Raw genomic sequence first — 24683 nt, forward strand, 5'->3', positions numbered from 1 at the left:
GGCGGCGCTGTCGGTACCACGCGGAGCTGGTTTTACGAGCCGCGTCATGACGGAGATATGCGCAGGACAGCTCTGATCGGGTATCCCGCCGTCGGCAAAAACAGAGAAAGAGCCGCGTCAGCTCAGACGGTTCAAAAACAGAGCCGCCTTTGCTCTGATATCATGGCGGACGTCTTCGCTCATCCGGGACCATGTGGCGTAGGGCTGCGCCAGCCGATGGTTGGATTTCAGCCTTTCACGGTTGCGGGCCAGAAAATCCCAGTATAGCGCGTTGAATGGGCAGGCCTTGTCACCGAGACGCTCCTTGGGGTCATAGCGGCAATTACTGCAATAGTCCGACATGCGATTGATGTAGTTGCCACTTGCGGCATAGGGCTTTGTTCCGAGAAAGCCGCCATCGGCGAACTGGCTCATGCCGATCACATTCGGCAGCTCAACCCATTCATAGGCATCCGCATAGACCTCGAGATACCATTGATGAACGGCCTTCGGATCAATGCCGGCAAGAAGGGCAAAGTTTCCCGTGATCATCAGTCGCTGGATATGGTGAGCATAGGCATTTTCGATGGTTTCCGTAATTACGGTCGCCATGCAGTTCATGTGGGTTTTGCCCGTCCAGTAAAAGCCCGGTAGCGGCCTGTCGTTTTGGAAGAAATTGCTGTCGACATAGTCAGGCCCGGCAAACCAGTAGATGCCGCGCATATATTCCCGCCAGCCGATGATCTGGCGAATGAAACCCTCGACGGCATTGAGCGGTGCCGCGCCCTCGTAGTAGGCGCGCTCCGCCACCCTGCAGACCTCCAGCGCATCCAGCAGCCCGCAATTGATGTAAAAAGACAGAAGCGAGTGGTTGAGATACGGGTCATCCTGCAGCATGGCATCTTGCGTGGCGCCGAAATTCATCAGGAAATCGTTTATGAAGGCACTGAGCGCCCGCTCGGCATCGGCGCGGGTGACGGCGAACCCAAAGTTCTCAAGCTTGCCGAAATTGTCGGGAAACAGCCGCTCGACGGTGTCGATGACATCCCTTGTTATCCTGTCCGGTGCGAAGACCGGGTGTCTTGGCCTCAGCAGGTCCGGCTTGGCGGGACTGCGGTTTTCCGAGTCAAAATTCCAGCGTCCACCGACCGGCTCTTCGCCATTCATCAACAGGCCAGTCTTGCGACGCATTTCCCGGTAGAAATATTCCATCGTCAGGCTTTTGCGCCCGGCCGCCCAGCGCTCGAACTCCTCATGGCTGGCAAGAAAGCGCCGATCAGGGCGGATATCGACCTCGATATTGAAGGCACTGGCGAAGCGCTCGATCTCTGACTTGACGCGCCATTCTCCAGCCTCGGTGACGCAAATCCTGGAAGGGGTCAGGTCGTTTAACGCCCGCTGCACCTCACCCGAGAAGGAGCCCGCATTGTCGGGATCATCAATCCGCGTGTAGCGAACCCGGTATCCTTCGCCACGCAGTTCCTCGGCGAAGTGGCGCATGGCGGAAAAGATGAAGGCGATCTTCTTTTTGTGATGGCCGACATAGGTAGCCTCCGCCATTACCTCGCAAAGCAGGATCGTGTCGCGCGTCTTGTCGACACCATCCAGCGAAGATAGGGAGGGAGATAATTGATCGCCGAGGATCAAGACCAGTTGAGACACCGACAATTTCCTTCAAACCCGACATAATCATCACCTGCGCAAGATCACGGGCTAGACGCCCACTCCCTCTTCAGGGCGGCATAGATGAATTCATCCCCCCAGGTGCCGCCAAACCGGTCATTCTGGATCAAATGCGCTTCTTTCCGCAGGCCTAGGCGTTCAACAACGCCGATCGATCCGTGGTTCAGGGCATCCAGCCGCGCGAAAATCCGGTGATATCCGAGCGTCTCGAAGCCGAGGCTTATCATGGCCCGGACGGCTTCCGTCGCATATCCCTTACCTGAAAAATCAGGATTGAAGACATAACCGACTTCCGCCTGCAAAGCTGCCTTGCTCGCAATTTTAAGCAGGACTTCGCCGATCAACGTGTCATCGTCGCTGCGCGTAACGGCGAGTCGCAACGTATCGCCGTCCTCTTCGAACGGAGCCTCGAGCAGCGCTGCGAACTGCGTTTTCACCGCATCATCCGAAGGCGGTGCGGCATAGAGGAAACGGTAGACGTCATCGCGTGTGTGGTAATCGGCGTATGATGCGAGATCAGCGGCCTGGAATTTACGAAGGATCAGCCGGTCGGTCTTTATCGGTAGGTAGTTCTCAGGGTTCATTTATGCGCACTTTCAATAATGCGCGATATCTGGGGTCGCGTGCACCTGATCGCAAGAGAGCCCTCAATCGAGATCGTTCAGAGTATCTGGTCCACCAATGCGCTAGTCGGAAAGGGTGGCCAGAAGCTTTCCGCCACTGTTCAGCACGCTTGACCGAGGCGACACCGGTTCAGAACCGGTGGACGCAGGTGATGGTGTTATCAACCATGCACCGGGATAATCAGTCCGGATGTGCCGGGGATTGAGGCGAATTCCAGTGCCGGCTGCGAAGTGGAGCGCGCCCGCCGTTGCTTCCTTCGACAAAACCGCACTTCGGATTTCATAGAGTTTTCTTTCTCCATCGAGGGCGAGCGTGACATCCTCAAGAGCGAAATCATCAATGCGGATAACCTGGCCCGTGGGCGTGTCGAGAACCCACCTGTCGGAATCGATGAAACCGTCGGTATAGACATTGCCGGTGGAGGCACGCAGAAATGTGCCCTTCGGCAAGACAATGCCGTCGACGATGTTCCCGTCGGCAAGGACACATCGGCTGAATGCGGATACATCCCCGTCAGCCTTCAGGTCGAACTCCACCGGTTGTGCCGCATCGCAGCGCCAGCCGCTCTGCAGGGTCACGCCTGTGCCCGTCACCCGCATCGTCTCTGGAACAAAGCCGACGGTCTCATAATTTCCGTTGGTTTTTATCGCGATATAGCGGGCGATCTCGACGGCATCGACATTCGCGACCCGCACGGGATGGGGGAAGACCGCGCGGTTGAAGGATTCCCTGGTGTCGGCCACGGCCAGTTCAAGTTTCGTGCCTTTGGGCATGTCGATCTGGCCAAGGCGCACCGGCTCCCCAAGCTCCGGGCGATAGCTAGACGCCATTTCCCTGTCATAGGCACGCATCTGGAGATAGAAATTACCGAACTGCCAAAGTGTAAAAATCGCAATGGCGGTCGCCAGACCATAGGGCAGCATCATCGGGCGCGCCCAGCGGCCTCCTGCGTATCGTGCAACCAACACCACTGTCCAGATACCCCAGACCAGTGTCGTGGCAAGAAGGAAGGCAAGCAAAAGCAGCGTTTCGACGGAGGGTAGTGCTACTGGGATCATGCGAACCAACGAAATGATGCGGATCGGTAGCGATCCTGACAGGCAAGATAGCTCTACCCGACGAATGGTGCATTGTTCAACGGCCTGATCTGCCGGCCGGCACGCCACTGAATTCGATCCGGCTGCCTCAGCCTGTCGCAAAACGTCCGGTCAGGACGATGGACGGGCGGCATATTGCTCGAATTCGACGAGGCTCGTCGGCCTCGCAAAAAGATAGCCCTGAAACAATCGGCAGCCGTAGGACAGCATCATCCGCAGCTCCGCCTCGGTCTCCACGCCTTCGGCCAGAACTTCCAGTGAAAGGTCGTGCCCCATCTGGACGATGTTTCGCGTGATTGTCGCCATACGCCCGCTTTCGGTCACTCCCGTCACGAAGCTGCGATCAATCTTGATCTGTTTGAGCGGCAATTGCCGCAGGTAGCTTAGTGAGGAGTAGCCAGTGCCGAAATCGTCGAGTGAAATCGTAAAGCCGGAACGATCAAGGAGCTTCATTTTCGCGATCGCTGCCTCTATGTCGAATAGGAAAACGCTCTCGGTCAGCTCCAGCTTTAGAAGCTGTGGCTTGATGCCCTGAGACGAGGCGGCATCAAGAAGCTGCCCGGAAAATCCCGCGTCGACGAAATGATCGGCAGTGATGTTGATCGACAAGGTGAGATTCTGGGTTGCCGGGTTCTCTTGCCATCTCGCAAGTGTCTTGCAGGCTTCCGCAATGACCCAAGCGCCGATTGTCGGCATGAAACCGGTTTGCTGCGCAAGCGCGATGAAATCGGCTGGCGGGATGTATCCCCGTTTCGGGTGGTTCCACCGCAACAGCGCCTCTGCGCCAAGCAGCGTGCCATCCGCGCGAACCTGCGCCTGGTAGAAAAGTTCAAACTGGCCATTCGAAAGCGCGGAGCGCAGTTCCAGGGCTTTTTTTGTATGACTGCGAAACTGCGCCTGCATGGCGGCGACACCGCCACACAGCATCAACGCTGCGAAAACACTGTTGAACCAGGCGCTGATGCTGCGCACATCCTGCGGCATGGGAGTACTGAACGAAAACCGCGCGGCGGACGCGCAGAAATAAACAAAGGCCACGAGACTTGCCGCGATGACCAGAAACTGGGCGGCGGAACGCTGGCGTTGAAAATTCATGTAGCCGACGAAGATTATGACGAGCAGGTAGAGATGCGTCGTCCTCGGTACGGTATCGTCGGAGACATCGATAGCGACGGAGTACCAGCAGACGAACAGGATGCAGGCGCTCTGAGCCAAGATGAGTCCGAGGGAAAAGTGGCCTATCAGACAAGTTAGCCAGCACGGAACGATTGCAACCCCCAGAATGAGGAGGCTGAGCGCAATGCCCCATCTTTCCGTGAGAATGAAAAACACGAACCAGCCAGTCGCCAGCGCCACGCCCATCCAGGCTGCAACTCGACACAGGAGAAGAAGATGCTGCGAATATTCCTCTCGGTCTTTTGTTTTCTGAAAAGGCATGCTGACCCTTGGCTTGGACTACGGGGCGAGCCCGCTCCTTGATGCAAAAGCCGAACGGAAGCTAGACGAGGTCGCCGAACTTCGCAGATTTCAAAAAACGGGGTTAAGCAAACAGGAATGAAATACACAAATTTTGCACGATCAAATCATGCACAATCAATCGCATATCCATTTTTCCCGCTTCGCCGGCCTCAGCGGCCTGCGCCAACCGAGGAGACACCTTCGCCGCATCTCACCCAAGGGCGAAGCGGCGCCGGATTGGTTCACATGCGCGTGTTTGCAGCGATCTAGACGCGCGCCATGAGGTAGTGCCCAACGCCCCAGACCTTACCGTCTTCGTGCCCGAAAAGACCTGCCGTCGCGAGGAAGAACAGTCTCCAACGACGTTCCCACAAGCGCGCATCGTTGCCATAGACCCTCTGCAGGATCGGTCGGATACGGTCGATCTCCCGGTCGAAATTTCCAAGCCAGTCGAGGGCCGTCCGGCGATAATGTGATCCCGACCAGCGCCACTCCTGTTCCACGGTGAACTGCGCCGGGAAACGGTGAGGAAGATCGAAGGCAGGCATAATGCCGCCGGTGAAGAAATGCTGCGCGATCCAGTCTGCCCGGTTGCCATGGTCGAAACGATAGGATCGATCCCGGTGATTGAAGACGTGAAGGAAGAACTTGCCCTCGGGCGTCAGCCAGGAGCGGACGCGCTCGAACAATGCCTGCCAGTTCGACATGTGCTCGAACATTTCTACCGATACGACACGGTCGAAACGCTCGTCAGTTGTGAAATCATTCATATCGGCGGTCATCACCGAGATGTTCGACAGGCCACGCTCATTTGCACGTTCGATTATATATTCGCGCTGCGAAGCCGAATTTGAAACGGACGTAATCCGCGCATTGGGAAACCGACCGGCCATATAAAGGGAGAGCGAACCCCAGCCACAGCCGAGTTCGAGAATATTCATCCCGTCCTGCAATCGGGCATGGGAAACAGTCTCTTCCAGCGCCAATGTTTCAGCCTCATCCAGCGTTGTCTGAGCATTGGGATAAAAGCAGCAGGAATATTTTCTTTGCGCGCCAAGGACGATTGCAAAGAATTCAGCCGGCACCTCGTAGTGCTGCCTGTTCGCCTCGTCGGTGTGTGTGGCGACGGGGAATTTCGCCATATCAGACACAAAAGCGTTTTCTTCCGCCGCCGGAACGCCGGCAAGTCGCCGTTTAGTGCGTGCGCAGAGCATGTCGATGCCGGCAAGCGTCATATTGTCACTCAGCGGTGCGCGTTCGGCAGCATTGATGGCGAATGCGAGCATGTTCATGGCGTGTCCTCATTCTTGCGTGGCCCCGGAAAGAAGGCGTTGACGCGGTTTTGCAGGGCGCGGAATTTCTCTCCGCGTGATTTCAGCATGTGTTCTTCGAGCGGGGGAATGCCGGAGACGTGGACGAGCAGCCAGTACATCATGGCTGGCGCAGCAAGCGACAGCCATGACCACGGCTGCGCATGGATGGCCAACAACGGAAAGCCGCACCAGAAAAGCCACTCGAAAAAGTAGTTGGGATGACGCGAGTAACGCCACAGACCAGTCTCGCAGACGCCGGTTTTGGCCTCCGGGGTTTTTCTGAACTGTGAAAGCTGTGCATCGGAGGTCGCTTCTCCGACAAGCGCACCAGCCGCGACGATCAACGCGATCACATCGATAATGCTTGGAAGTGGCAGAGGATTGCTGGCGGCAAGATAGACGGCGAGAACCAGCACAAAGGCGGCAACGGCCTGAATCTGGAGAAAGGCGAAAAGCCGCAACGAGGCATTGCTGCCCCATTCTTCTATAAGCTTCGCGTAACGTGGATCTTCGCCACCTCCCCTCGTCCGCATGCCGATGTGTCCCGCGAGCCGCAGCGACCACACCAATACAAGAAAGAGAACCGCTCCCCGGCGCCAGCTATCTCCATCGGAAAACAAGACGGCAACCACGCCGCCGAGCCCGACACTCGCAGACCAGACGGTGTCGATCCAGCCACTCGAGCCTGTGTAACGCTGCAACTCAAAGGCTGCCGCCATCAGAAGCGACATCAGCACGGCAAGGGCCACCACAACAGACATCATCACCATTCCGCTCACTGCATTCGAAGGACTTCAGACCAAGTTTTCAGTGTCAACTACGGGAGAGACGGCAAAAGAGTTTCAAGCGCCTGACAAAATTCTGAAAAATTTGCGCGCCGCTGAAACTTATCGATCCGCTCCTTCGTATCTGTCGCAGGCCGTAAAACTGAATTGTGAATGCAATAGCGAGGAACCATGTTCGATACCGAAGCCAAAAGAAAAGACAGCCGGCGAAACATCGCCGTGATCGGAACAGGCATTTCCGGTCTGTCTGCGGCCTGGCTTTTGTCGAAACGGCATGATGTCACGGTTTTCGAGGCTGCGGACCGCGTCGGCGGCCACAGCAACACCGTGACGTTCAAAACTGAACAGGATGTGGTGTCTGTCGATACGGGGTTCATCGTCTATAATGAGGTGACGTATCCCAATCTGACGGCACTTTTCAAAACGCTGGGAGTGACGACCGCGGCATCCGACATGTCCTTTGCCGTTTCACTGGATGATGGCGGTTTCGAATATTCCGGCGGCTCTGGCTTTGGCCTTTTGGCGCAAAAGAGAAATGCCGTTAGACCGCGCTTCTGGGCAATGCTTGCCGACCTCTTGCGCTTTTATCGCAATGCCCCGCGCGATCTGCCGATGATGGGCGACATGTCGCTCGATGAGTATCTTTCTCAAAACAACTATGGCGACGCCTTTCGCAACGATCATCTTTACCCGATGGCAGCAGCCATCTGGTCTACCCCGGCCATGGAAGTCGGCCGTTACCCGGCAGCACATTTCGTGAAGTTCTGCAGCAATCACGGCCTGCTGTTGCTCCGCAACCGGCCCGTCTGGCGCACCGTTGTCGGCGGCAGCCGGGAATATGTGAAACGACTCACTGCGCCATTCGCCGATCGCATTCGGCTCTCGACACCTGTGACGCGCATCCACCGCCTGGCGGACGGGGTCGAGATCGCCAACACTAACGGCGAATTCGAACGGTTCGACGATGTGGTGATTGCCACACACGCAGATCAGGCGCTGGAGATGCTGACGGACGCGACGCAAGCCGAACGGCGCATTCTCGGCGCGTTTGGCTATACGAAAAACAGGGCGGTACTGCACACGGACAGCAGTTTCATGCCCCGCAGGCGCACCGCCTGGTCAAGCTGGAACTATGTGGCCGATACACGCATTGAAACGGGGCAGCCGAGCATCACCTACTGGATGAACAAGCTTCAGCCTCTGGGTGCAATCCCTGACACCTTCGTAACGCTGAACCCGACACGCGAACCGGAAAAGGGAAAAATCATCACCGAGGAAACTTACCACCATCCTGTTTTCGATGCCGGCACCGAGCAGATGAGGCAGGAACTGTGGGCCTTGCAGGGTTTGAGAAACACCTGGTTCTGCGGCGCCTATTTTGGCTCGGGTTTTCATGAAGACGGCATTCAGGCAGGGCTTGCCGCCGCCGAGGATCTGGGCGGCCTGTCGAGGCCCTGGAAGGTTACCGATGATAGCGGCCGGATCGTCCGTCTGAATTTGGCTTCGCGGAAAAGAACGATCAAACTCGTTGAGGCGATCCCATGACGTCTCATTTCTCCTCCGCGCTTTTTCCCGGACATGTCATGCATGCGCGCTTCAAGCCGAAAGCGCACCGGCTCGCCTATCGCATTTACTCGCTGCTTCTCGACCTTGATGAACTCGATGCGCTTGACCGTAAGCTGCGGCTGTTCTCCGTCGATCGTTTCAACCTGTTTTCCTTTCACCGCCGGGACCGCGGCGACGGGAGCAAGATGGAATTGCGCAACCAGATCGAAAACGCCATGACGGCCGCAGGCATGACCGTCGATGGTGGTCCGATCCGTCTGCTCACCATGCCGCGCATCCTTGGCTGGGCCTTCAATCCACTCAGCGTGTTTTTCTGCCACGGCCGGAACGGGTCTCTCAAAGCCATTCTCTGGGAAGTCGACAACACGTTCGGCGAGCGGCATTCCTATCTGATCCCGGTGGAGACAGAAGGTGCGGCCGAGATCGTCCAGCGCTGCGACAAGGCCTTCTATGTCTCGCCCTTCATGGACATGGATCTCCGTTATGTATTCCGGGTCATACCACCCGGCGACAAGCTGAAGATCGTTATCGATACATTTGACGACGAGGGGCCAGTCCTGACTGCAAGGCATCTGGCGCGGCGTGTCGAGCTGACCGATGGCGCGCTGCTGAAGGCTTTTGTCACCATCCCCTTTCTTACCCTCAAGGTTGTTGCCGGCATCCATTGGGAAGCACTTAAAATATGGCTCAAGGGTGTGCGGTTAAGAAAACGACCGCGTCCACCTTCTGCCCCTGTCTCCTTCATTCACCCATCACCATCGCAAATCGAGGCCAAACTTCATGACCCCGTTTGACAATCTCAACGAACTATCGCTGGAAAACACGCAGATGCGGCAACGCACCGGTCCCGAAGGCTGGCTCATGGCCAAGCTCTTGAACAACGTCTCCAAAGGCAGACTGCGCGTCATGCTGCCCGGTGGCGGCGTGATTGAGAAATCCGGGGAACATGAGGGCACCGAGGCGACGCTTGTTCTCCATCGCTGGCGCGCGCTACGGCGGCTCATCCTCAATGGCGACATCGGTTTTGCCGAGGGTTACATCGAAGACGACTGGTCCACACCGGATCTGACCGCCCTGATCCGTTTTGCGGCACAGAACAACGACGCTTTCGGGGGATCGACGCGCGGTAGCCTGCCCATGCGCCTCATCAATCGCCTTGGCCACCGCCTGAACGCCAATACAAAGCGCGGCAGCCGCCGCAACATCGAGGCCCATTACGATCTCGGCAACGAATTCTACCGGCAATGGCTCGATTCCTCGATGCTCTATTCGTCGGCGATTTTCGACGATACGACGCCAACGCTTGAGGCGGCCCAACTCAAAAAACTCAACCGCATCGTCGACAAGCTGCAATTGAGCGGCGGTGAGAGCGTATTGGAGATTGGCTGCGGCTGGGGCGCGCTTGCAATCCACCTCGCGACCCAGGCGGATGCCAACGTTACCGGCCTTACCCTTTCGCCATCTCAGTTGAATTGGGCAAAGGCGGCAGCGGAGAAAACCGACAAGGCTGAGCATATCGATCTCAGGCTCGAGGACTACCGCGATGTCGAAGGCAAGTTCGACCGCATCGTTTCCGTCGAGATGTTCGAAGCGGTCGGTGAGGCCTATTGGCCGAGCTATTTCGAAACACTGAAACGCTGCCTGAAACCCGGCGGGCGCGCGGTGCTGCAAATCATCTCCATTGAACCTGCCCGGTTCGATAATTACCGGCGAAACGCGGACTTCATCCAGAAATACATCTTTCCGGGCGGCTTTCTGCCATCTGACGAAGCCCTTGAAAGAGCAATCGGCAGGGCGGGTCTCAGCCTCACCGACACCGAGCTTTTCGGCCAGTCCTATGCCCGCACGCTGGCGGAATGGCGCCAGCGTTTCCATGCGCGCTGGCAGACAATCTCGCTGCTGGGTTTCGATGACCGCTTCAGGCGGCTCTGGGATTATTACCTCTGCTACTGCGAAGCCGGCTTTACCGAGGGAACCATCAATGTTGGCTTCTACACGATCGAGCACAAATAAGGCGGGGCAACAACTGCGGAGAAAGACGATGAAAATCAATCCCTTGATAATCGCATCTGTCCTGGGTCCGATGCTTGCGGCCTCTGGTGCCGGAGCAGCCGACATCGACGGAAACTGGGCGCGCGGCGACGGCAACGCGAAAGTGCTGATCGCGCCCTGCGGCGACAATATATGCGCCACCAATACCTGGATCAAACCGGGCACGCCCGAGGAAAAGACCGGTGACCGGCTGATCATGACCATAAAGCCAGATGAAACAGGCGTCTATTCGGGCACTGCCTTCGATCCGCAACGCGACAAATCCTACAAGATAACCGTGACGGTTGATGGCAACAGCATGACCACCAAGGGCTGCATCGTCGCTGGTCTCCTGTGCAAGGGCATTACCTGGGCCCGCATCAACTAGACTCTGGAAAGGACAAACCGATGAAGACCTATATCTCAGCCTACTTCTTCACCCTCATCGCCTTTCTGGTGATCGACTTCATCTGGCTAAGCACCATGGCGTCGCGACTTTATCGCCCGGCGATCGGCGATCTTCTGGCTGAGAACTTCCGGCTGGGCCCGGCGATCATCTTTTATCTCATCTACGCGGCAGGACTGACCTTTCTTGCGGTTCGTCCGGCCCTCATATCAGGCCAGTGGACGACCGCGTTGGTTTATGGTGCAGCCGTCGGCTTCATGGCCTATGCCACATATGATCTCACCAATCAGGCAACGTTGAAAAGCTGGTCCACGACATTGACCATCGCAGATCTTCTGTGGGGCACCTTCGTGTCCGCAGCCGCTGCCATCATCGGTTACATCGTCACCGTACGGCTGGTCGGTCCACTGCAAAATCCGGCAGGTGTGTTATGACAGCGACCATCCCTGCCGCCTGCTTCCACCCGGCCAATTTTTGGCCGGGAAGACGTGAACTTCATTTCGCGCATGCCTTGCCTTCCCACAAAGGACAACCCTATATAGGAGGAGCAAGAAGGGATGTTCGAATGCAGGGTACAGAGATAGCAACGCTCATAAACCGCGTCGGCATGGGCGACCGCTCGGCATTCGTTTCCCTCTATCAAGCCACCAGCCCGAAGCTTTATGCGATCTGCCTGAAAATCCTGCGTGACAGGACCGAAGCCGAAGAAGCGCTTCAGGAAGTCTATATCAAGATCTGGCAAAGAGCCCTCACATTTGCAGCAAGCGCCGGCACACCGTCGACGTGGCTCGCCGCAATCGCCCGCAACCATGCGATCGATACGATCAGGGCGCGCAAACCCGTGGGCGACGACATTGACGAAGCCTATGACCTTGCCGATGACAGCATCCGCAATCCGGAGCAGCAGGTCGTTCTGGCCGATGAGGGTCGCAGGATCGACAATTGCATGCAGGAACTTGAAACGGTTCATGCGCAGGCGGTGCGTCGTGCCTATATCGAAGGGCTGAGCTATATCGAACTCGCCAAAGAATTGCGGGTGCCACTCAACACGGTCAGAACCTGGCTGCGGCGAAGCCTTCTCAAACTCAGAGAGTGCATGCAGCGATGACCACGAGCGAAAACAGCGAGGGCATGCATTCGCGCGACGAAATCCTCGCTGGCGAATATGTGCTCGGCGTGCTGCCGTTTGAAAAGCGTCGTGAGGTCGAGCGGCGCATGCAGGACGACAGGGTCTTCGCGCAGCTGGTCCACCGTTGGGAAAGCGAATTTTCAGACTTCAACGTGGATTATGAAGAACAGGCGCCGAGTGCGGCCATTCTCGCCCGCATTGAAGAACGTCTGTTCGGCAGCAAGACCAGCAACGCCAATGGCAGCCTGTGGAGTTCCGCATCCTTCTGGCGATGGATATCGGTCGTCACGAGCGCGACTGCCGTTGCGGCAATCGTTTACGCCGCATTTCCCGAAAAATGGCAGGGCACAGCTCCGCTGGTAGCCGAACTTTCGACAACGGACAGCCAGGTCAACCTGCTTGCATCCTATGATGCAGAGACCGGCAGGATGCACATTATACCGGTTGCGACCGGCAAGGCCGATGAGAAATCACTGGAACTGTGGCTCGTGATGGATGGCGGCAAGACCCGTTCGCTCGGTGTCTTCCAGCCCGGAACGAATGGCGATCTCATTATCCCGGCGGATATGCGTAACAACATTTCGGAAGGCACGACCTTCGCGATCAGCGTGGAACCCTTCGGTGGCTCACCAACTGGTCAGGCAACCGGCCCTGTTATCGCGATCGGCACCGCACGAAGGCAGCTTTAAGGCGTCACGCCTTCATGCGCTTATGCCAACTGCTGAAACATGATTTCAGTCTGCGCACCGTTTAGCGGTTGCGCAATCATCGAGCATTGCCAGCGCGTTCTTTATTGCGGCACCGGAGGCGGTATTGTCGAAAACGCACCAGGATTCGGCGGAAAGGCTTTTTCTAAACGAGAGGATTTCGGCGGCGCTGTATTCGGAATAATAAATCCGGGGAGCGCCGTGGAGCCGGACATATTTGGGCGGCTCGGAAAAATCACTGGCCGGCCAGACCGGCGCAGGATCGGCCAGCACACGATCAATGGCATAGCGTTGCAGAACCTCTTGCGCTGACTGCGTGGCCCAACTTGTGTGACGCGGTTCGAGTACGAGCATGCCGGGAAAGGTCTGACGCATAGTATCAAACGCGGCCTCCGCGTCGGAGACATCAAATGTGAGATTGGGTGGCAACTGGCACAATAAGGGTCCAAGCTTGCCATCCAGCGCCGCAAGTTCCCCAACAAATGCCTTGAAGACTTGTCCGATTTCCCGCAACCGGCGCTCATGCGTAATCTCGCGCGGCAGCTTCACGGCGAAGCGGAAATCATCGGGCACCGAGTTTGTCCAACGCTCGAACGTCGTCGGCCGGTGGTGCCGATAAAAGGTGGAGTTGATCTCGACGCCGTTGAATACGGCAGCATATCGGCTTAGCCCACTTCCCGTTTCGGGAAAACGCTGCGCCACAGTCTTGGGGATCGACCATCCAGCTGTTGCAATGACCGGCACTTTCACCTGCCCCGAGGCTATCAAAGAGAAGGCCGGCACATGCCGACCTTCCCTGTTTCTAACGCTTAGCGTCTGTAACGCAGACGTTCCTGTTCGATTTCAGTGGGCTCATAAGGATCCAGCGTGTCGTCAAACCGTGACCAACCGTCTTCGGCATAGGCCGCGCGCCGCTTGTCCGGATCAACCCAGTTGGACTGGCGCAGGACTTCCTCGGCGTCCGTGTAAAGGCTGTCCTCGACCTTCGCGGTCACGAGCGTGCCACCCCGGCGAACGCCTTCTGCGTAAACATGGGCGTGGTCTTCGGAAACGCCTGCGTCCGTCAGCGCGCCGATAAGGCCGCCGGCGGCACCGCCTGCAACGGCACCGGCAACAGCGCCTGCCGCCGTCGCGGCAAGCCAGCCTGCCGCAACCACCGGTCCGACGCCGGGAATTGCCATGATGCCAAGGCCTGTCAACAGGCCGCCAACACCACCGACGGCAGCGCCGATGCCGGCACCCGTGCCTGCGCCTTCAGCAGCTTTTGAATCATTGCCATGGCGTTCGTCTGCATTGTTGGAAACAATGCTGATATCTTTAGACGGCACGCCGCGTTGTTCCAGTGCAGTAACGGCGGCGCTGGCATCGGAGTAGTCGTCGAAAAGTCCGGTAACGGTCTTCATAGGATTCTCCCAAAGATTGAATTAGTTAGCGACAATATTGCCCTGATAGTCGAGCGCCACATTTACGGACTTGCCGTCCTTCGAGGCCTTGGCCTGCCACACGCCCTTGTCGTTGAGCGTAAGACCGGTCACTTCGGCATATCCGGCGTCCATAAGGCGTTTATTCGCCTGTTCCTCGGTAAAGCTGTTTGCGCCTTCCACAGGCGCAGTCGCATTCTTGGTGTCTGGCGTAGCGACGGCAGGCTTGCTGCCATCGGTGGCTGGAGCGGTGGACGTCTGAGCGAAGGCGCCAAGGGTCGACGCGCCGAGAAGCGCGGCGGCTAAAAGAAGCTTTTTCATGATTTTTCCTCGTTGTAGCCTTCAGTGCAGGCTCGACAGGGAAACAACATGTCGGGCCTCATGGTTCCGCCAATCTGAAAATAGAATTTGCAGGCCTTGCCGTTCCATCATCGTCGAAGCGCCACCGAACTATCTCTGCCGGATACGGAACGTCCGCCTATTCAACCGGTTACTGGCATCGCTGCGATGCCACCGCGGACCGGAATGTGAATTCTTTTCCGGGAGCAGGAACATCGTCTCCACTCAGGGGTTGTCCAAGTACATCATTCAAAGTTGATCGGATTCCCACATGCCTGCGGAAACTACATTGCATGATCTGTTCCTCGATACGCTCAAGGACATCTGTCTCGCCGAACAACAAGTGCTGAAGGCTCTGCCGAAGACCGTGCGGGGACCCTTCCAAGCTAGGCCGCCTTTTAGCGCGGCTTTTTCATTTCCGGGTCGGATAGGCCCCTTCCAATTTCAGGAGCCACACCATGGCCAAGACCACCTCCACATCACCAAGCGACAAGACCGAAACCGTGACAATCCATGACCAGAAGCTGGAGCGCGGTGCTGGCGGCGAGCTGCATCAGACAGCCGAAAACGACGCGCCGGTGCTGACGACCGCTCAAGGGGGGCCGGTCGCGGACGACCAGAATTCTCTAAGGGTCGGGCCGCGTGGTCCGCTCGTCGTTGATGATTTCCATTTCCGCGAAAAGATCTTCCATTTCGACCATGAGCGCATTCCCGAGCGCGTCGTGCATGCTCGCGGTTACGGCGCGCATGGCTTCTTCGAGACCTACGAGTCCTTCTCCGCATACACAAAGGCGGATTTCCTGCAGCGCGCCGGCGAAAAGACACCAGCCTTCGTCCGTTTCTCGACGGTTGCGGGCAACAAGGGCTCAGCTGACCTTGCGCGCGACGTGCGCGGTTTCGCAGTGAAGCTCTATACACAGGAAGGCAACTGGGATCTCGTCGGCAATAATATTCCTGTCTTCTTTATTCAGGACGCCATCAAGTTTCCCGACCTGATCCACGCCGCCAAGCAGGAACCTGACCGGGCTTTTCCGCAGGCGCAGACGGCCCATGATAATTTCTGGGACTTCATCAGCCTGACGCCGGAAAGCATGCACATGGTCATGTGGGCCATGTCGGATCGTACCATACCGCGGTCTTTCCGCTTTATGGAGGGTTTCGGCGTTCATACCTTCCGTCTGGTCAATGCCAAGGATGAATCGACCTTCGTCAAGTTCCACTGGAAGCCGAAGCTCGGGCTTCAATCGGTCGCCTGGAACGAGGCGGTCAAGATCAATGGCGCCGATCCCGATTTCCATCGCCGCGATCTGTGGCAGGCGATCCAGTCCGGCAACTTCCCGGAATGGGAATTGCAGGTGCAGCTCTTCGATCAGGAGTTTGCCGACAGCTTCGATTTCGACGTGCTCGATCCGACAAAGATCATCCCCGAGGAAATCCTGAAGCCGCAGCCGGTCGGACGACTGGTGCTCGACCGCATGCCCGACAACTTCTTTGCCGAAACCGAGCAAGTTGCGTTCATGACGCAGAACGTGCCGCCGGGTATCGACTTCAGCAATGATCCGCTGTTGCAGGGTCGCAACTTTTCCTATCTCGACACCCAGCTGAAACGCCTTGGTGGGCCAAACTTCACCCATCTGCCGATCAATGCACCGAAGTGTCCCTTCGCGCATTTCCAGCAGGATGGCCACATGGCCATGCGCAATCCTGTTGGCAGGGTGAATTACCAGCCGAACTCGTTCGATGAAGGCCCTAGAGAGTCGCCGAGCCGGGGGTATCGTCATTTTCCTGCAGAAGAACAGGGGATCAAGGCGCGGCTGCGCCCCGAGAGCTTTGCCGACCACTACAGCCAGGCACGGCAATTCTACATAAGCCAGACCCCGCCAGAACAGCGTCATATTGCGGCAGCCCTGACATTTGAACTGAGCAAGGTGGAAACAGCCGTGATCCGCGAACGCATGGTGTCGCATCTCATGAACATCGACGAGACGCTGGCAAACACCGTTGCGCAGAAGCTGGGTTTCAAGTCCATGCCGAAGCCGGCGGATGCGGCCATGCCGACACGTCAGGATCTGGAACCCTCGCCGGCGCTCAGCATCGTCGAGCGTGGTCCGAAACGCTTCGAAGGCCGCAAGCTTGGTATACTCGTCACCGACGGTGTCGATGCCAAATTGCTGAACGGTCTGACGTCGGCGATTACCAAGGAAAAAGCCGTCTGCGAATTGATAGCCCCGAAGGTCGGTGGCGTCACCGCCTCAGACGGGAGCTGGATTGCGGCCCATCACATGATCGACGGCGGGCCATCGGTTCTCTTCGATGCAGTTGCACTGTTGACTTCTGCCGAGGGGATAGACGATCTGGTCAACGAGGCGACGGCGCGTGACTTCGTGGCCGATGCTTTCCAGCACTGCAAGTTCATAGGTTACGACCAGTCGGCGCTGCCATTGCTGGAAAAGGCCGGTATCGCAGGCGATCTTGACGAGGGCACGATTATCCTCCCAGGTGAGGAAGGCCTCGCTGGCTTCGTGTCGAACCTTGGCAAGCTGCGTGTCTGGGGACGGGAACCTTCCGTAAAACTCGGCAAGGCTTCACCGCCAGTAAAGTGAAATCACAGGCGGGCGCGGCTACAATGCCGCGCCTTGATGATGCATGATCGCCCGCCCGAGGGCGTGAAAGCGTTTCAGCGTGAACAACATCAAGATGGCTCATAAAGGATGTACTGAATGAAGATTCGCGCCGGGTTCGATATTGCTTATGAATGCGAGAATGAGACGGCAATGCTGCTTGTTCTCAATCTCCACCCCAGCCGGCGCGCGGATCTGCTCACCGAACAGGTGCTGACCTTCGACAGGCCGATCGAGGCCTGGGGTTATATGGATATCTTCGGGAACGCCTGCAGCCGCATAACCGCACCGCCAGGCGTGACGACGATCTCGACGCGGTTCGACATATACGACGGCGGCCTGCCAGATCCGGTTCCTGAAAACGCTTTCCAGCACGATATCAAGGATTTACCAGACGATGTTCTAGTGTTCCTGCTAGGCAGCCGTTACTGCGATACCGACCGCCTGGCGGACTTCGCCTGGAAAAACTTCTCGGCAACACCGCTCGGCTGGCCCCGTGTGCAGGCGATCCTCGATTTTGTGCATTCCCATATTGTCTTCAACTACGAGAAAGCCGATCCGCTCAGGACAGCATATGGCGGCTTCATCGACCGGACCGGGGTTTGCCGCGATTTCGCACATCTTGCGATCACCCTCTGCCGTTGCATGAATATCCCCGCTCGCTATTGCACCGGCTATCTCGGTGATATCGGCGTGCCGAAGGACCCCAATCCGATGGATTTCAGCGCCTGGTTCGAAGTATATCTCAGCGGCCGCTGGTATACGGTCGATGCCCGTCACAACAGGCCCCGCATCGGACGCATCTTGATGGCGACAGGACGAGATGCGACGGACGTCGCCCTGTCCACCGCCTTCGGGCCGGCTATCCTGAAGCGGTTCGAAGTCATTACGGAAGAATTGGTCGGATAGCGACGGGTAGCGTCAAGACGCTCAGGTCTCGCTCGACCTAAACAGAGGCGACCTGAATGACCTCTGGAGCGGAACCATATGTTGCCTTGTTCTGACGGTGAAAGGCGATGAATTCATCGGCCGGAAGCGGCTTGGAAAACAGCCAGCCCTGACCAAAATCCACACCATGTTCCCGCAGATAGGCCGCCTGCTCCGGCCTCTCGATACCTTCCGCAACGGAAAACAGTCCAAGCTCACGCGCCATCTCGATAATATGGAGCGTCACGGTGCTGGTTGCCGTGTTCCTGCCGATCGTATCAACGAAGGACTTGTCGATTTTCAGGGCGTCCAACGGCAGTCCCTGCAAATACTGAAGGCTGGAATAGCCGGTTCCGAAATCGTCAATTGCCACGGAATGCCCGGCCTTGCGAGCTCTGTCCAGCGTGACGCGCGCCGCGTCAATGTCGATGAAACCGCGCTCGGTCGCTTCAAGCCATATCTGCTCCTTGCGTATATCCGCGCGGACAAGGCGTTGATCGATGAAGTCTAGTATCCGGCCCGATTTTACATCTTCGGCGCAGAGATTGATGGCGATATGTGCGCTGCGATCCCCAACGAGCATGGTACCAAGATCTGCAATAATGGCTTCAACGACCTGATCGGTGATGGGCTCTATCAGCCCTGTTTCTTCCGCCACCGGAATGAAGAGGTCTGGCCTCACCAGCGTGCCATCAGGCCGCCGCCAGCGGATAAGCGCTTCGGCGCCCACGCATATATTGGTCTTAAGTTCGATGATCGGTTGATAGTGGACGATGAATTCACGGTTCTGGACGGCGATTTCCAGTTCCGTTTCCGGCGACAACCGCTTGCGCGACATCCAGATGACGATGCCGACGATAAAGAGCGCAATGAATGCGCCGATGGGCAAAAGGATAGTCAACTCCCGTACCAGCCTCGTTCGCAACGCCGCCCTTGGCTCGAGAACCACCGCCGTCAGCGCGTTCTCCTTTACCACCGAATAAAGCCATGCGTCCGTCGTGCCCTGCCCCTCTTTTGTCGGCAACGTGGCCAGAACCCCTGTATCGGGAAGGTTCTGCGTGCTGATGACCGCAGCTTTATCGTTGAGGATCGCGAGAGACATCCCGTCCCGCAGCACAATATCAGCAAATCTCGAAGGTGCGACGAGCGCGTTGTGGTGGCCGAGATGCAGGCTCGTCATCTGGTCGCCGTGGCTGATGCCGGGTTGGATACGCAACGTCACTTCAAGACCGTCCGGTGTGACGTAGTCGACATGGGATTTGGCTACGTCGCCAGCGGCGCGTCCCCAGGAGGTGCATTTGATGAAGCCGTTTTCGAAATAGCCAATCTCCTCGATTGAGGGGACGTTGATCGTCACCATCCGCATTTGTGCAATATGCTGATCCGAACATGCGGGAGGGTGCGCCGTTTCAATTGCTTCCAATGCCCCTTGCGCTTGCCTGAATGTATTTCCGGCACGAACAAGCGATCTTTCGGCAACGAGGTCGAGAATGAAGAGTTCTTTTTGGATGGCGACACGCCAGGACGTCCAGGCCATGGCGGCAATGGGCAGCGCGGCGCCGACTATGGCCAGAAATATCCCCACGGCTATTACACGCCAACGTCGTGACTGCATCATCACTCTCCAAAAGGTAGTCGAGACATCAGTGTCGCAATCTCCTTAATTTTTGCTGTGTGCGGAACGGTGAAAACAGGGTGATGCAAATTACGATTTCTGCCGTCAACGCAATCTGAAAACCACCGTGAGGGCAGGAACGCGGGGCCGATAATCCAGTTACCCCGAGAGGGTATCACGCCCCTGTCGAAGTTCAGTCCCGGTGCAATTACGATGCGAAAACAAAGCGTTCCAGTTTGCCGAGCGTCTGCTGACCCAGTTCGATAGCCCCAAAACCCTTCGCGTCCTGGAACTCGGCATCCGTGCTGAACACCATGCCGAGCACGACTTTCGTCGCGCCGTCCTGATCCTCGAACGAAGCCCAGGCGTCGGCATGTTTCGGCCCGTTTTCGCCCCAGAGCAGCGTGTAGCCGATCCTCTCCTCAGGCCTGACCTCGATATATCGATGATGGTTCGGGAAGACAGTGCCGTCAGGTCCGATCATGTCGAACACCCACTCGCCGCCGGTTCGCAGATCGATCCTCTTCGTGCGACACGAAAACCCTTCCGGTCCCCACCATTGCGGCAGCGTCTCGGAATTCATCCAGGCCTTCCAGACGATGTTGCGCGGCGCCCTTATTGTTCGCTCCAGCACCATTGTTCGTCTGGCCACCTCGGCCAGATTGTTAAGACCGGCACCGAAGCCCTGCCGGTAACCCGCCTGCATATCCGCAGCCAAGGAGGAAAGCTGCACGGTTACGACAACGCGACTGCCCTGCTCCGTCGCCGAAAAATCAGCGGTCACCAGCGCCGCAGACTGCGTCACGTCACCGGACGACACCACCTCGTAATTGACGCTGCGCAAGGCTGGCTGCAATTCCAGCCACCCGCATTCGCAGCGAATATCAGGCTGCCCATCGACCTTGCAAAGCGAAACTTCGCGTCCGCCAACTCTGGTATCGGCTTCCAGAAACTCCACGGTCACGGCGGGCGTGGGCGCTGCCCAGACAGCCCGCGCGGCAGGCGACGTCCACACTTGCCAGAGGACCGACAATGGAACAGCGATCACCCTTTCGAAGCTCAGTGTTGCAAAGCGGCCATCGCCAAGATGGGGTTCAGCACGGGTGCCGTCCTGATTGCGTTTCGACATCATTCCGTGCGCTCCTTCGCAGCCTGCATTGCAAATGCCTCCAACCGGTCGAGCCGGCTCTCCCAAATGGCCCGCTGTTCATCAAGCCATGTCCGCACCGGCTCCAGAGCCTCGGGCACGATAGCGCAGGTGCGCACCCGCCCATCCTTTGAGGTGCGGATAAGCCCCGCCTCCTCCAGTACCGACAGATGCCGCATCACGGTCGGCAAGCGCAGCCCCGTGGGAGCGGATAATTCCATGACGCGGGCAGGCCCTTGCGCGAGCTTCGTTAGAATAGACCGGCGCGTTGGATCGGCCAGAGCCTGAAAGATCAGCGATAGTTCGGGCGAATGCTTAGTCATAATGCTAACTATCATGCAGTACGGCTCAAACGCAAGGAAAACTTCGTCGATTAGCTAAGTGTTTGACCGCGAGCATTTGTTGGCCGCCGCGCAAAAGAAAACGCCGGAGCATTGCCCCGGCGTTTCATTTTTTAAGCCACCAGACCCTTGGTCAGTTCCAGCGCCTGCCGCTCGAACAGCCGGCGATAGATGCCGTCATTCAGACGGATCAGCGCCTGGTGGTCGCCCTCTTCGACAATCTTGCCCTTGTCGAACACCAGCAGACGGTCAAGCGCCCGCACGGTGGAAAGCCGGTGCGCAATGACCAGCGTGGTGCGGCCATCCATCAGACGTTCCATGGCCTCCTGGATCTGCACTTCGCTTTCGCTGTCGAGGCTCGATGTCGCCTCGTCCAGAATCAGCACCGGCGCATCCGCGAGGAAGGCACGTGCAATGGCGACACGCTGCCGCTCCCCGCCAGACAATTTAACGCCGCGCTCACCCACCATCGTCTCATAGCCCTTGGGAAGGGACATGATGAAATCATGGGCGCTTGCCTGCCTCGCCGCCTGCTCGATCTCACGCCGCGAGGCGCTCGGCCGGCCATAGGCGATGTTTTCCGCCAGCGTGCGGTGGAACAGGATGGGTTCCTGCTGCACGATGGCGATCTGGCTGCGCAGGTTTGCCTGCCTGGCCTTGGCGATGTCCTGGCCGTCAATGCGGATCGAGCCGGAATTCACATCGTAAAGCCGCTGGATAAGCTTGACGAATGTCGTCTTTCCCGACCCCGAATGCCCGACCAGCCCCACACGCTCACCCGACCTGATGGTGACTGAAAAGTCCTCATAGAGCGGGCTGGGATGCGCGCCATATTGAAAAGTGACGTTGTCAAAAACGATTTCGCCCTTCTCTATCCTGATCGGCCTGGCATCCGGCCTGTCTTCGACACCCAAAGGCATCTTGTCGAGCAACACCAACTCTTCCATGTCGTTGACGGCGCGTTGCAGGTTACGGATGTGTTGACCGACATCACGCAGATAGCCCTGCAGGACGAAGAACATCGCCAGCACGAAGGTGATGTCGCCCGGCGTCGCCAGTCCCAGCTGCCACATGACAAGGCCTGTTCCCAGAATACCGGCCTGCATGGACACCATCATGAAGCCCTGGATCGTGCCGTTCAGCGTGCCGCGTTTCCATGTCCTTCGCGTACGGTTGTCCCATTTGGCCAGCACATGGCGCAACCGCGCCTCTTCGCGAGTCTCGGCGCCAAAAGCTTTCACCACCGAATTGCAGCTGACGGCATCTGCCAGCGCGCCACCAAGCTTGGTATCCCAGGCGTTTGCAAGTCTTGCCGCCGGCGATACAAAGCCCATGGAGAGCACCACGGTGACGCCGACATAGATCAGCGACCCCGTGCCCACGATTAAGCCCATGATCGGCCAGTAACTGCCCAGTACGATGGTGGCGCCCACCAGCATGACGATGGAGGGCAACAGGGCGATAAGAAGCACGTCATTGAGTGAATCAAGCGCCCACATGCCACGCGTGATCTTTCGAACCGTTGAACCGGCAAAGCTGTTGGCGTGCCAGTCGGTTGAGAACCGCTGCACCCGGTAGAAACCGTTATTCGCCACATCCGCCATGGTTTTCAGCGTCAGCCTGATGATGCCGTTAAACACGAACCAGCGCAGGACTACGCTGGTCAAGCCCAGCGCCACGACGACGACAAAGGCGCGCAGCGCCCGGTCAGCCCCGTTGCCGCCGGCAATGGCATCGACGATCTGGCCGGAGAAAACCGGCACCATGACTTCGGCCAGCGTGCTGGCAATCACCAGCACAACAATAAAGCCCACCAATGCCCGCCGGTGGGTCCAATGGTGGAAAACAAAGCCGAGCACATGGCGATAGGCATCGGCGCGGAAATCGAGCTTCTTGCGAGACATTTTAACCAGCACGGCGCCATGCGTTCGGCAACCGGTCCTCAAAAACGGAAGTTGGATGGCACAGCCCGGGCGGAAAACAAAATGATCCCGTCAGATCAATCGGGCTATGAAGGAAAACAAAACCGCATGTGGGGCGCGCTCGGGGCGGGCCACGAATGGAAATGACCTAGTGTCGGTTCATTCCACGCGGGAGGAACTTGATGAATGATGATGTCATGCAACGCCTCCCTATGTTCGATCTGACGCGGTGAGAAATTTGTACCTGAGCTGTTCGCCGTTGCCAACCGGGTAATTGCAACCTTATGGCAAGTGATGCGAAAACGACACATCAGCTGGTGTGACGGCAACGAACGTGGCCGATGCCAATGAAAGCTTCGGCCACGTTTTTTTTGCGTAGTGGCGCTTCCCGCCGCACCCAGGCTCCGGTGCGCGGCGAGAACATATCTGGTCAATCCATCTGGACGTTTGCGTTCTTGACGACCGGTTCCCACTTGGCGATTTCGGCCGCAACGTGGCTTTTCAGCTCATCGGGCGAAGAGCCGACGATCTTGGCGCTGAATTCGGCCATGCGGGCCGCCACACCCGGATCGGCAAGCGCTTTCTTGGCCGCCGCATTCAGTGTGTCCACCACATCGGCCGGCGTGCCGGCAGGCGCAAACAGCGCGTTCCACGTGTAGGTTTCATAACCGGGTACGGTTTCGGCAATGGTCGGCAGATCCGGGAATGATGACGCCCGCTCGGCAGTCGTTACGCCAAGCGCCCGCAATGTGCCGGATTTTATGTGGCCGGACGACGACGGCAGATTGTCGAACATGATCGAAATCTGGTTGCCGAGAAGATCGTTGAGCGCGGGGCCGGCACCTTTATAGGGAACGTGCTGCATGCTCACACCGGTCATGCTCTTGAACAATTCCCCTGAAAGATGCAGCGGCGTGCCATTGCCGGACGAGGCATAGGCATATTTGTCGGGTTCGGCTTTCAGAAGCGCGATCAATTCCGCGACGCTGTTGACGTTCAGCTTCGGATTGACAACAAGCACATTGGGAACCACGACCAGAAGCGAGACCGGGGCAAAATCCTTTTGCGGATCGTAAGGCTTTGTCTTGAGAATGAGCGGGTTCAAGGCATGGGTAGCAACGGTGCCCATCAGGATCGTGTAACCGTCAGGCTCTGCGCGTGCGACACGGTCGGCACCGAGATTACCGCCTGCACCGGCAACATTTTCAACGACGATCTGGTGACCAAGCTCATCACCCATTTTCTGTGCGATGACGCGCGCAACCACATCGGTTGAGCCACCTGCCGCAAAGGGAACGACCAGCGTAATCGTTCGATCAGGAAAACCCTGCGCGCTCGCCGTCAGTCCCATCATGCAAAAAGAAGCAGCCGTAGCCGCAAGTTTCAACACCATATGCCGTTTCAAAGACCGGTAATTCATGAACCCTCCTGTAGAATGGCCTCCCCGCCATCAGCGCATAGTAGCTCAAATGGACTTGAGAGCAAGCAACCGGCATCGCAAACCATGCGCGAAGGCCATGCGACACGCCTACCCTGCAACGCTTGGCGGAACCGCGCGTTATAGCGGGCACA

General features: G+C 57.6%; 24 protein-coding genes. 10 read left to right on the forward strand and 14 right to left on the reverse strand.

The features are described from left to right. Positions 1-117: 117 nt before the first annotated feature. The 6 genes from phrB to ACZ5A6_RS19770 all read right to left on the reverse strand — a co-directional run bounded on the left by phrB (position 118) and on the right by ACZ5A6_RS19770 (position 6918). A complete protein-coding gene (phrB, locus tag ACZ5A6_RS19745; RefSeq protein WP_013761029.1) occupies positions 118-1641 on the reverse strand; it encodes a (6-4)DNA photolyase in 1524 nt (507 codons plus the stop codon). A gap of 44 nt (positions 1642-1685) precedes the next feature. Beyond that, positions 1686-2246 (reverse strand): GNAT family N-acetyltransferase, encoded by a 561-nt coding sequence (locus tag ACZ5A6_RS19750; protein ID WP_464111308.1) that lies wholly within the window; start codon positions 2244-2246, stop codon positions 1686-1688. A gap of 102 nt (positions 2247-2348) precedes the next feature. Beyond that, positions 2349-3344, reverse strand: a complete 996-nt coding sequence (locus ACZ5A6_RS19755; RefSeq protein ID WP_464111309.1) for a hypothetical protein — start codon at positions 3342-3344, stop codon at positions 2349-2351. A gap of 150 nt (positions 3345-3494) precedes the next feature. After that, positions 3495-4598 (reverse strand): putative bifunctional diguanylate cyclase/phosphodiesterase, encoded by a 1104-nt coding sequence (locus tag ACZ5A6_RS19760; RefSeq protein ID WP_236772244.1) that lies wholly within the window; start codon positions 4596-4598, stop codon positions 3495-3497. 509 nt (positions 4599-5107) lie between these two features. Beyond that, on the reverse strand, positions 5108-6133 hold the full coding sequence (locus ACZ5A6_RS19765; protein ID WP_112291654.1) for an SAM-dependent methyltransferase: 1026 nt from the start codon (positions 6131-6133) through the stop codon (positions 5108-5110). Beyond that, entirely contained in the window at positions 6130-6918 is a 789-nt protein-coding gene (locus tag ACZ5A6_RS19770; protein WP_464111310.1) for a DUF1295 domain-containing protein, read from the reverse strand. The genes ACZ5A6_RS19765 and ACZ5A6_RS19770 overlap by 4 nt, the downstream gene beginning before the upstream one ends. Before the next feature lie 192 nt (positions 6919-7110). Between ACZ5A6_RS19770 and ACZ5A6_RS19775 the strand changes: the two genes are divergently transcribed. The 7 genes from ACZ5A6_RS19775 (at position 7111) to ACZ5A6_RS19805 (ending at position 12760) form a co-directional block, all read left to right on the forward strand. Further along, positions 7111-8484, forward strand: a complete 1374-nt coding sequence (locus tag ACZ5A6_RS19775) for an NAD(P)/FAD-dependent oxidoreductase (RefSeq protein WP_464111311.1) — start codon at positions 7111-7113, stop codon at positions 8482-8484. Beyond that, entirely contained in the window at positions 8481-9299 is an 819-nt protein-coding gene (locus ACZ5A6_RS19780; RefSeq protein WP_013761037.1) for a DUF1365 domain-containing protein, read from the forward strand. The genes ACZ5A6_RS19775 and ACZ5A6_RS19780 overlap by 4 nt, the downstream gene beginning before the upstream one ends. Beyond that, on the forward strand, positions 9286-10518 hold the full coding sequence (locus ACZ5A6_RS19785) for an SAM-dependent methyltransferase (RefSeq protein ID WP_004431399.1): 1233 nt from the start codon (positions 9286-9288) through the stop codon (positions 10516-10518). The genes ACZ5A6_RS19780 and ACZ5A6_RS19785 overlap by 14 nt, the downstream gene beginning before the upstream one ends. Positions 10519-10546: 28 nt before the next feature. Continuing rightward, complete coding sequence (locus ACZ5A6_RS19790) at positions 10547-10924, forward strand: DUF2147 domain-containing protein (protein WP_019566744.1); 378 nt, start codon at positions 10547-10549, stop codon at positions 10922-10924. 20 nt (positions 10925-10944) lie between these two features. Continuing rightward, positions 10945-11376, forward strand: a complete 432-nt coding sequence (locus ACZ5A6_RS19795; protein ID WP_464111312.1) for a DUF2177 family protein — start codon at positions 10945-10947, stop codon at positions 11374-11376. Positions 11377-11507: 131 nt separating this feature from the next. After that, positions 11508-12050 carry a sigma-70 family RNA polymerase sigma factor gene (locus ACZ5A6_RS19800; RefSeq protein ID WP_004431393.1) on the forward strand — a complete coding sequence of 181 codons (543 nt, stop codon included), beginning with the start codon at positions 11508-11510 and terminating at the stop codon, positions 12048-12050. Beyond that, positions 12047-12760 carry an anti-sigma factor gene (locus ACZ5A6_RS19805; protein WP_013761042.1) on the forward strand — a complete coding sequence of 238 codons (714 nt, stop codon included), beginning with the start codon at positions 12047-12049 and terminating at the stop codon, positions 12758-12760. The genes ACZ5A6_RS19800 and ACZ5A6_RS19805 overlap by 4 nt, the downstream gene beginning before the upstream one ends. A gap of 45 nt (positions 12761-12805) precedes the next feature. Here ACZ5A6_RS19805 and ACZ5A6_RS19810 read toward each other — a convergent pair whose 3' ends face one another. The 3 genes from ACZ5A6_RS19810 to ACZ5A6_RS19820 form a co-directional block, all read right to left on the reverse strand. Next, on the reverse strand, positions 12806-13522 hold the full coding sequence (locus ACZ5A6_RS19810; RefSeq protein WP_464111432.1) for a DUF72 domain-containing protein: 717 nt from the start codon (positions 13520-13522) through the stop codon (positions 12806-12808). A 65-nt stretch (positions 13523-13587) separates the two neighbouring features. Next, positions 13588-14181, reverse strand: a complete 594-nt coding sequence (locus ACZ5A6_RS19815) for a general stress protein (protein WP_019566741.1) — start codon at positions 14179-14181, stop codon at positions 13588-13590. A gap of 21 nt (positions 14182-14202) precedes the next feature. Beyond that, positions 14203-14520: a PepSY domain-containing protein gene (locus ACZ5A6_RS19820; protein ID WP_111796632.1), complete on the reverse strand. Its 318-nt coding sequence runs from the start codon at positions 14518-14520 to the stop codon at positions 14203-14205. A gap of 476 nt (positions 14521-14996) precedes the next feature. Between ACZ5A6_RS19820 and katE the strand changes: the two genes are divergently transcribed. Both katE and ACZ5A6_RS19830 read left to right on the forward strand, forming a co-directional pair. Next, positions 14997-17141: a catalase gene (gene katE, locus ACZ5A6_RS19825; protein WP_112752934.1), complete on the forward strand. Its 2145-nt coding sequence runs from the start codon at positions 14997-14999 to the stop codon at positions 17139-17141. A gap of 117 nt (positions 17142-17258) precedes the next feature. Next, positions 17259-18068: a transglutaminase-like domain-containing protein gene (locus ACZ5A6_RS19830; protein ID WP_112682830.1), complete on the forward strand. Its 810-nt coding sequence runs from the start codon at positions 17259-17261 to the stop codon at positions 18066-18068. Between the two features lie 37 nt (positions 18069-18105). On the opposite strand, the gene ACZ5A6_RS19835 is transcribed toward ACZ5A6_RS19830, so the two are convergent. The 4 genes from ACZ5A6_RS19835 to ACZ5A6_RS19850 form a co-directional block, all read right to left on the reverse strand. Continuing rightward, positions 18106-19701, reverse strand: coding sequence for an EAL domain-containing protein (locus ACZ5A6_RS19835; protein WP_464111313.1), 1596 nt, complete (start codon positions 19699-19701; stop codon positions 18106-18108). Positions 19702-19909: 208 nt separating this feature from the next. Next, positions 19910-20833 (reverse strand): SRPBCC family protein, encoded by a 924-nt coding sequence (locus tag ACZ5A6_RS19840; RefSeq protein ID WP_112682832.1) that lies wholly within the window; start codon positions 20831-20833, stop codon positions 19910-19912. Continuing rightward, entirely contained in the window at positions 20830-21171 is a 342-nt protein-coding gene (locus ACZ5A6_RS19845) for an ArsR/SmtB family transcription factor (protein WP_025594895.1), read from the reverse strand. The genes ACZ5A6_RS19840 and ACZ5A6_RS19845 overlap by 4 nt, the downstream gene beginning before the upstream one ends. Before the next feature lie 131 nt (positions 21172-21302). Then, positions 21303-23093 (reverse strand): ABC transporter ATP-binding protein, encoded by a 1791-nt coding sequence (locus ACZ5A6_RS19850; protein WP_464111314.1) that lies wholly within the window; start codon positions 23091-23093, stop codon positions 21303-21305. Here ACZ5A6_RS19850 and ACZ5A6_RS19855 point away from each other — a divergent pair. After that, positions 23025-23258 (forward strand): hypothetical protein, encoded by a 234-nt coding sequence (locus ACZ5A6_RS19855; RefSeq protein WP_162163082.1) that lies wholly within the window; start codon positions 23025-23027, stop codon positions 23256-23258. The genes ACZ5A6_RS19850 and ACZ5A6_RS19855 overlap by 69 nt on opposite strands. 283 nt (positions 23259-23541) lie before the next feature. Here the strand turns inward: ACZ5A6_RS19855 and ACZ5A6_RS19860 are convergent, their stop codons facing one another. Then, a complete protein-coding gene (locus ACZ5A6_RS19860; protein ID WP_464111315.1) occupies positions 23542-24531 on the reverse strand; it encodes a Bug family tripartite tricarboxylate transporter substrate binding protein in 990 nt (329 codons plus the stop codon). Positions 24532-24683: the final 152 nt, after the last annotated feature.

The sequence above is a fragment of the Agrobacterium sp. 6Ca8 genome (assembly GCF_055382765.1).

Bases quoted from the DNA above. Each gene is read 5' to 3' on its own strand.
- ACZ5A6_RS19840 (WP_112682832.1), bottom strand. From the start codon at position 20,833: ATGATGTCGAAACGCAATCAGGACGGCACCCGTGCTGAACCCCATCTT.
- ACZ5A6_RS19800 (WP_004431393.1), top strand. From the start codon at position 11,508: ATGCAGGGTACAGAGATAGCAACGCTCATAAACCGCGTCGGCATGGGC.
- ACZ5A6_RS19815 (WP_019566741.1), bottom strand. From the start codon at position 14,181: ATGAAGACCGTTACCGGACTTTTCGACGACTACTCCGATGCCAGCGCC.
- katE (WP_112752934.1), top strand. From the start codon at position 14,997: ATGGCCAAGACCACCTCCACATCACCAAGCGACAAGACCGAAACCGTG.
- ACZ5A6_RS19830 (WP_112682830.1), top strand. From the start codon at position 17,259: ATGAAGATTCGCGCCGGGTTCGATATTGCTTATGAATGCGAGAATGAG.
- ACZ5A6_RS19855 (WP_162163082.1), top strand. From the start codon at position 23,025: ATGGTGGAAAACAAAGCCGAGCACATGGCGATAGGCATCGGCGCGGAA.
- ACZ5A6_RS19795 (WP_464111312.1), top strand. From the start codon at position 10,945: ATGAAGACCTATATCTCAGCCTACTTCTTCACCCTCATCGCCTTTCTG.
- ACZ5A6_RS19805 (WP_013761042.1), top strand. From the start codon at position 12,047: ATGACCACGAGCGAAAACAGCGAGGGCATGCATTCGCGCGACGAAATC.
- ACZ5A6_RS19780 (WP_013761037.1), top strand. From the start codon at position 8,481: ATGACGTCTCATTTCTCCTCCGCGCTTTTTCCCGGACATGTCATGCAT.
- ACZ5A6_RS19860 (WP_464111315.1), bottom strand. From the start codon at position 24,531: ATGAATTACCGGTCTTTGAAACGGCATATGGTGTTGAAACTTGCGGCT.
- ACZ5A6_RS19755 (WP_464111309.1), bottom strand. From the start codon at position 3,344: ATGATCCCAGTAGCACTACCCTCCGTCGAAACGCTGCTTTTGCTTGCC.
- ACZ5A6_RS19770 (WP_464111310.1), bottom strand. From the start codon at position 6,918: ATGATGTCTGTTGTGGTGGCCCTTGCCGTGCTGATGTCGCTTCTGATG.
- ACZ5A6_RS19850 (WP_464111314.1), bottom strand. From the start codon at position 23,093: ATGTCTCGCAAGAAGCTCGATTTCCGCGCCGATGCCTATCGCCATGTG.
- ACZ5A6_RS19835 (WP_464111313.1), bottom strand. From the start codon at position 19,701: ATGCAGTCACGACGTTGGCGTGTAATAGCCGTGGGGATATTTCTGGCC.
- ACZ5A6_RS19750 (WP_464111308.1), bottom strand. From the start codon at position 2,246: ATGAACCCTGAGAACTACCTACCGATAAAGACCGACCGGCTGATCCTT.
- ACZ5A6_RS19790 (WP_019566744.1), top strand. From the start codon at position 10,547: ATGAAAATCAATCCCTTGATAATCGCATCTGTCCTGGGTCCGATGCTT.
- ACZ5A6_RS19775 (WP_464111311.1), top strand. From the start codon at position 7,111: ATGTTCGATACCGAAGCCAAAAGAAAAGACAGCCGGCGAAACATCGCC.
- ACZ5A6_RS19765 (WP_112291654.1), bottom strand. From the start codon at position 6,133: ATGAACATGCTCGCATTCGCCATCAATGCTGCCGAACGCGCACCGCTG.
- ACZ5A6_RS19845 (WP_025594895.1), bottom strand. From the start codon at position 21,171: ATGACTAAGCATTCGCCCGAACTATCGCTGATCTTTCAGGCTCTGGCC.
- ACZ5A6_RS19820 (WP_111796632.1), bottom strand. From the start codon at position 14,520: ATGAAAAAGCTTCTTTTAGCCGCCGCGCTTCTCGGCGCGTCGACCCTT.
- ACZ5A6_RS19785 (WP_004431399.1), top strand. From the start codon at position 9,286: ATGACCCCGTTTGACAATCTCAACGAACTATCGCTGGAAAACACGCAG.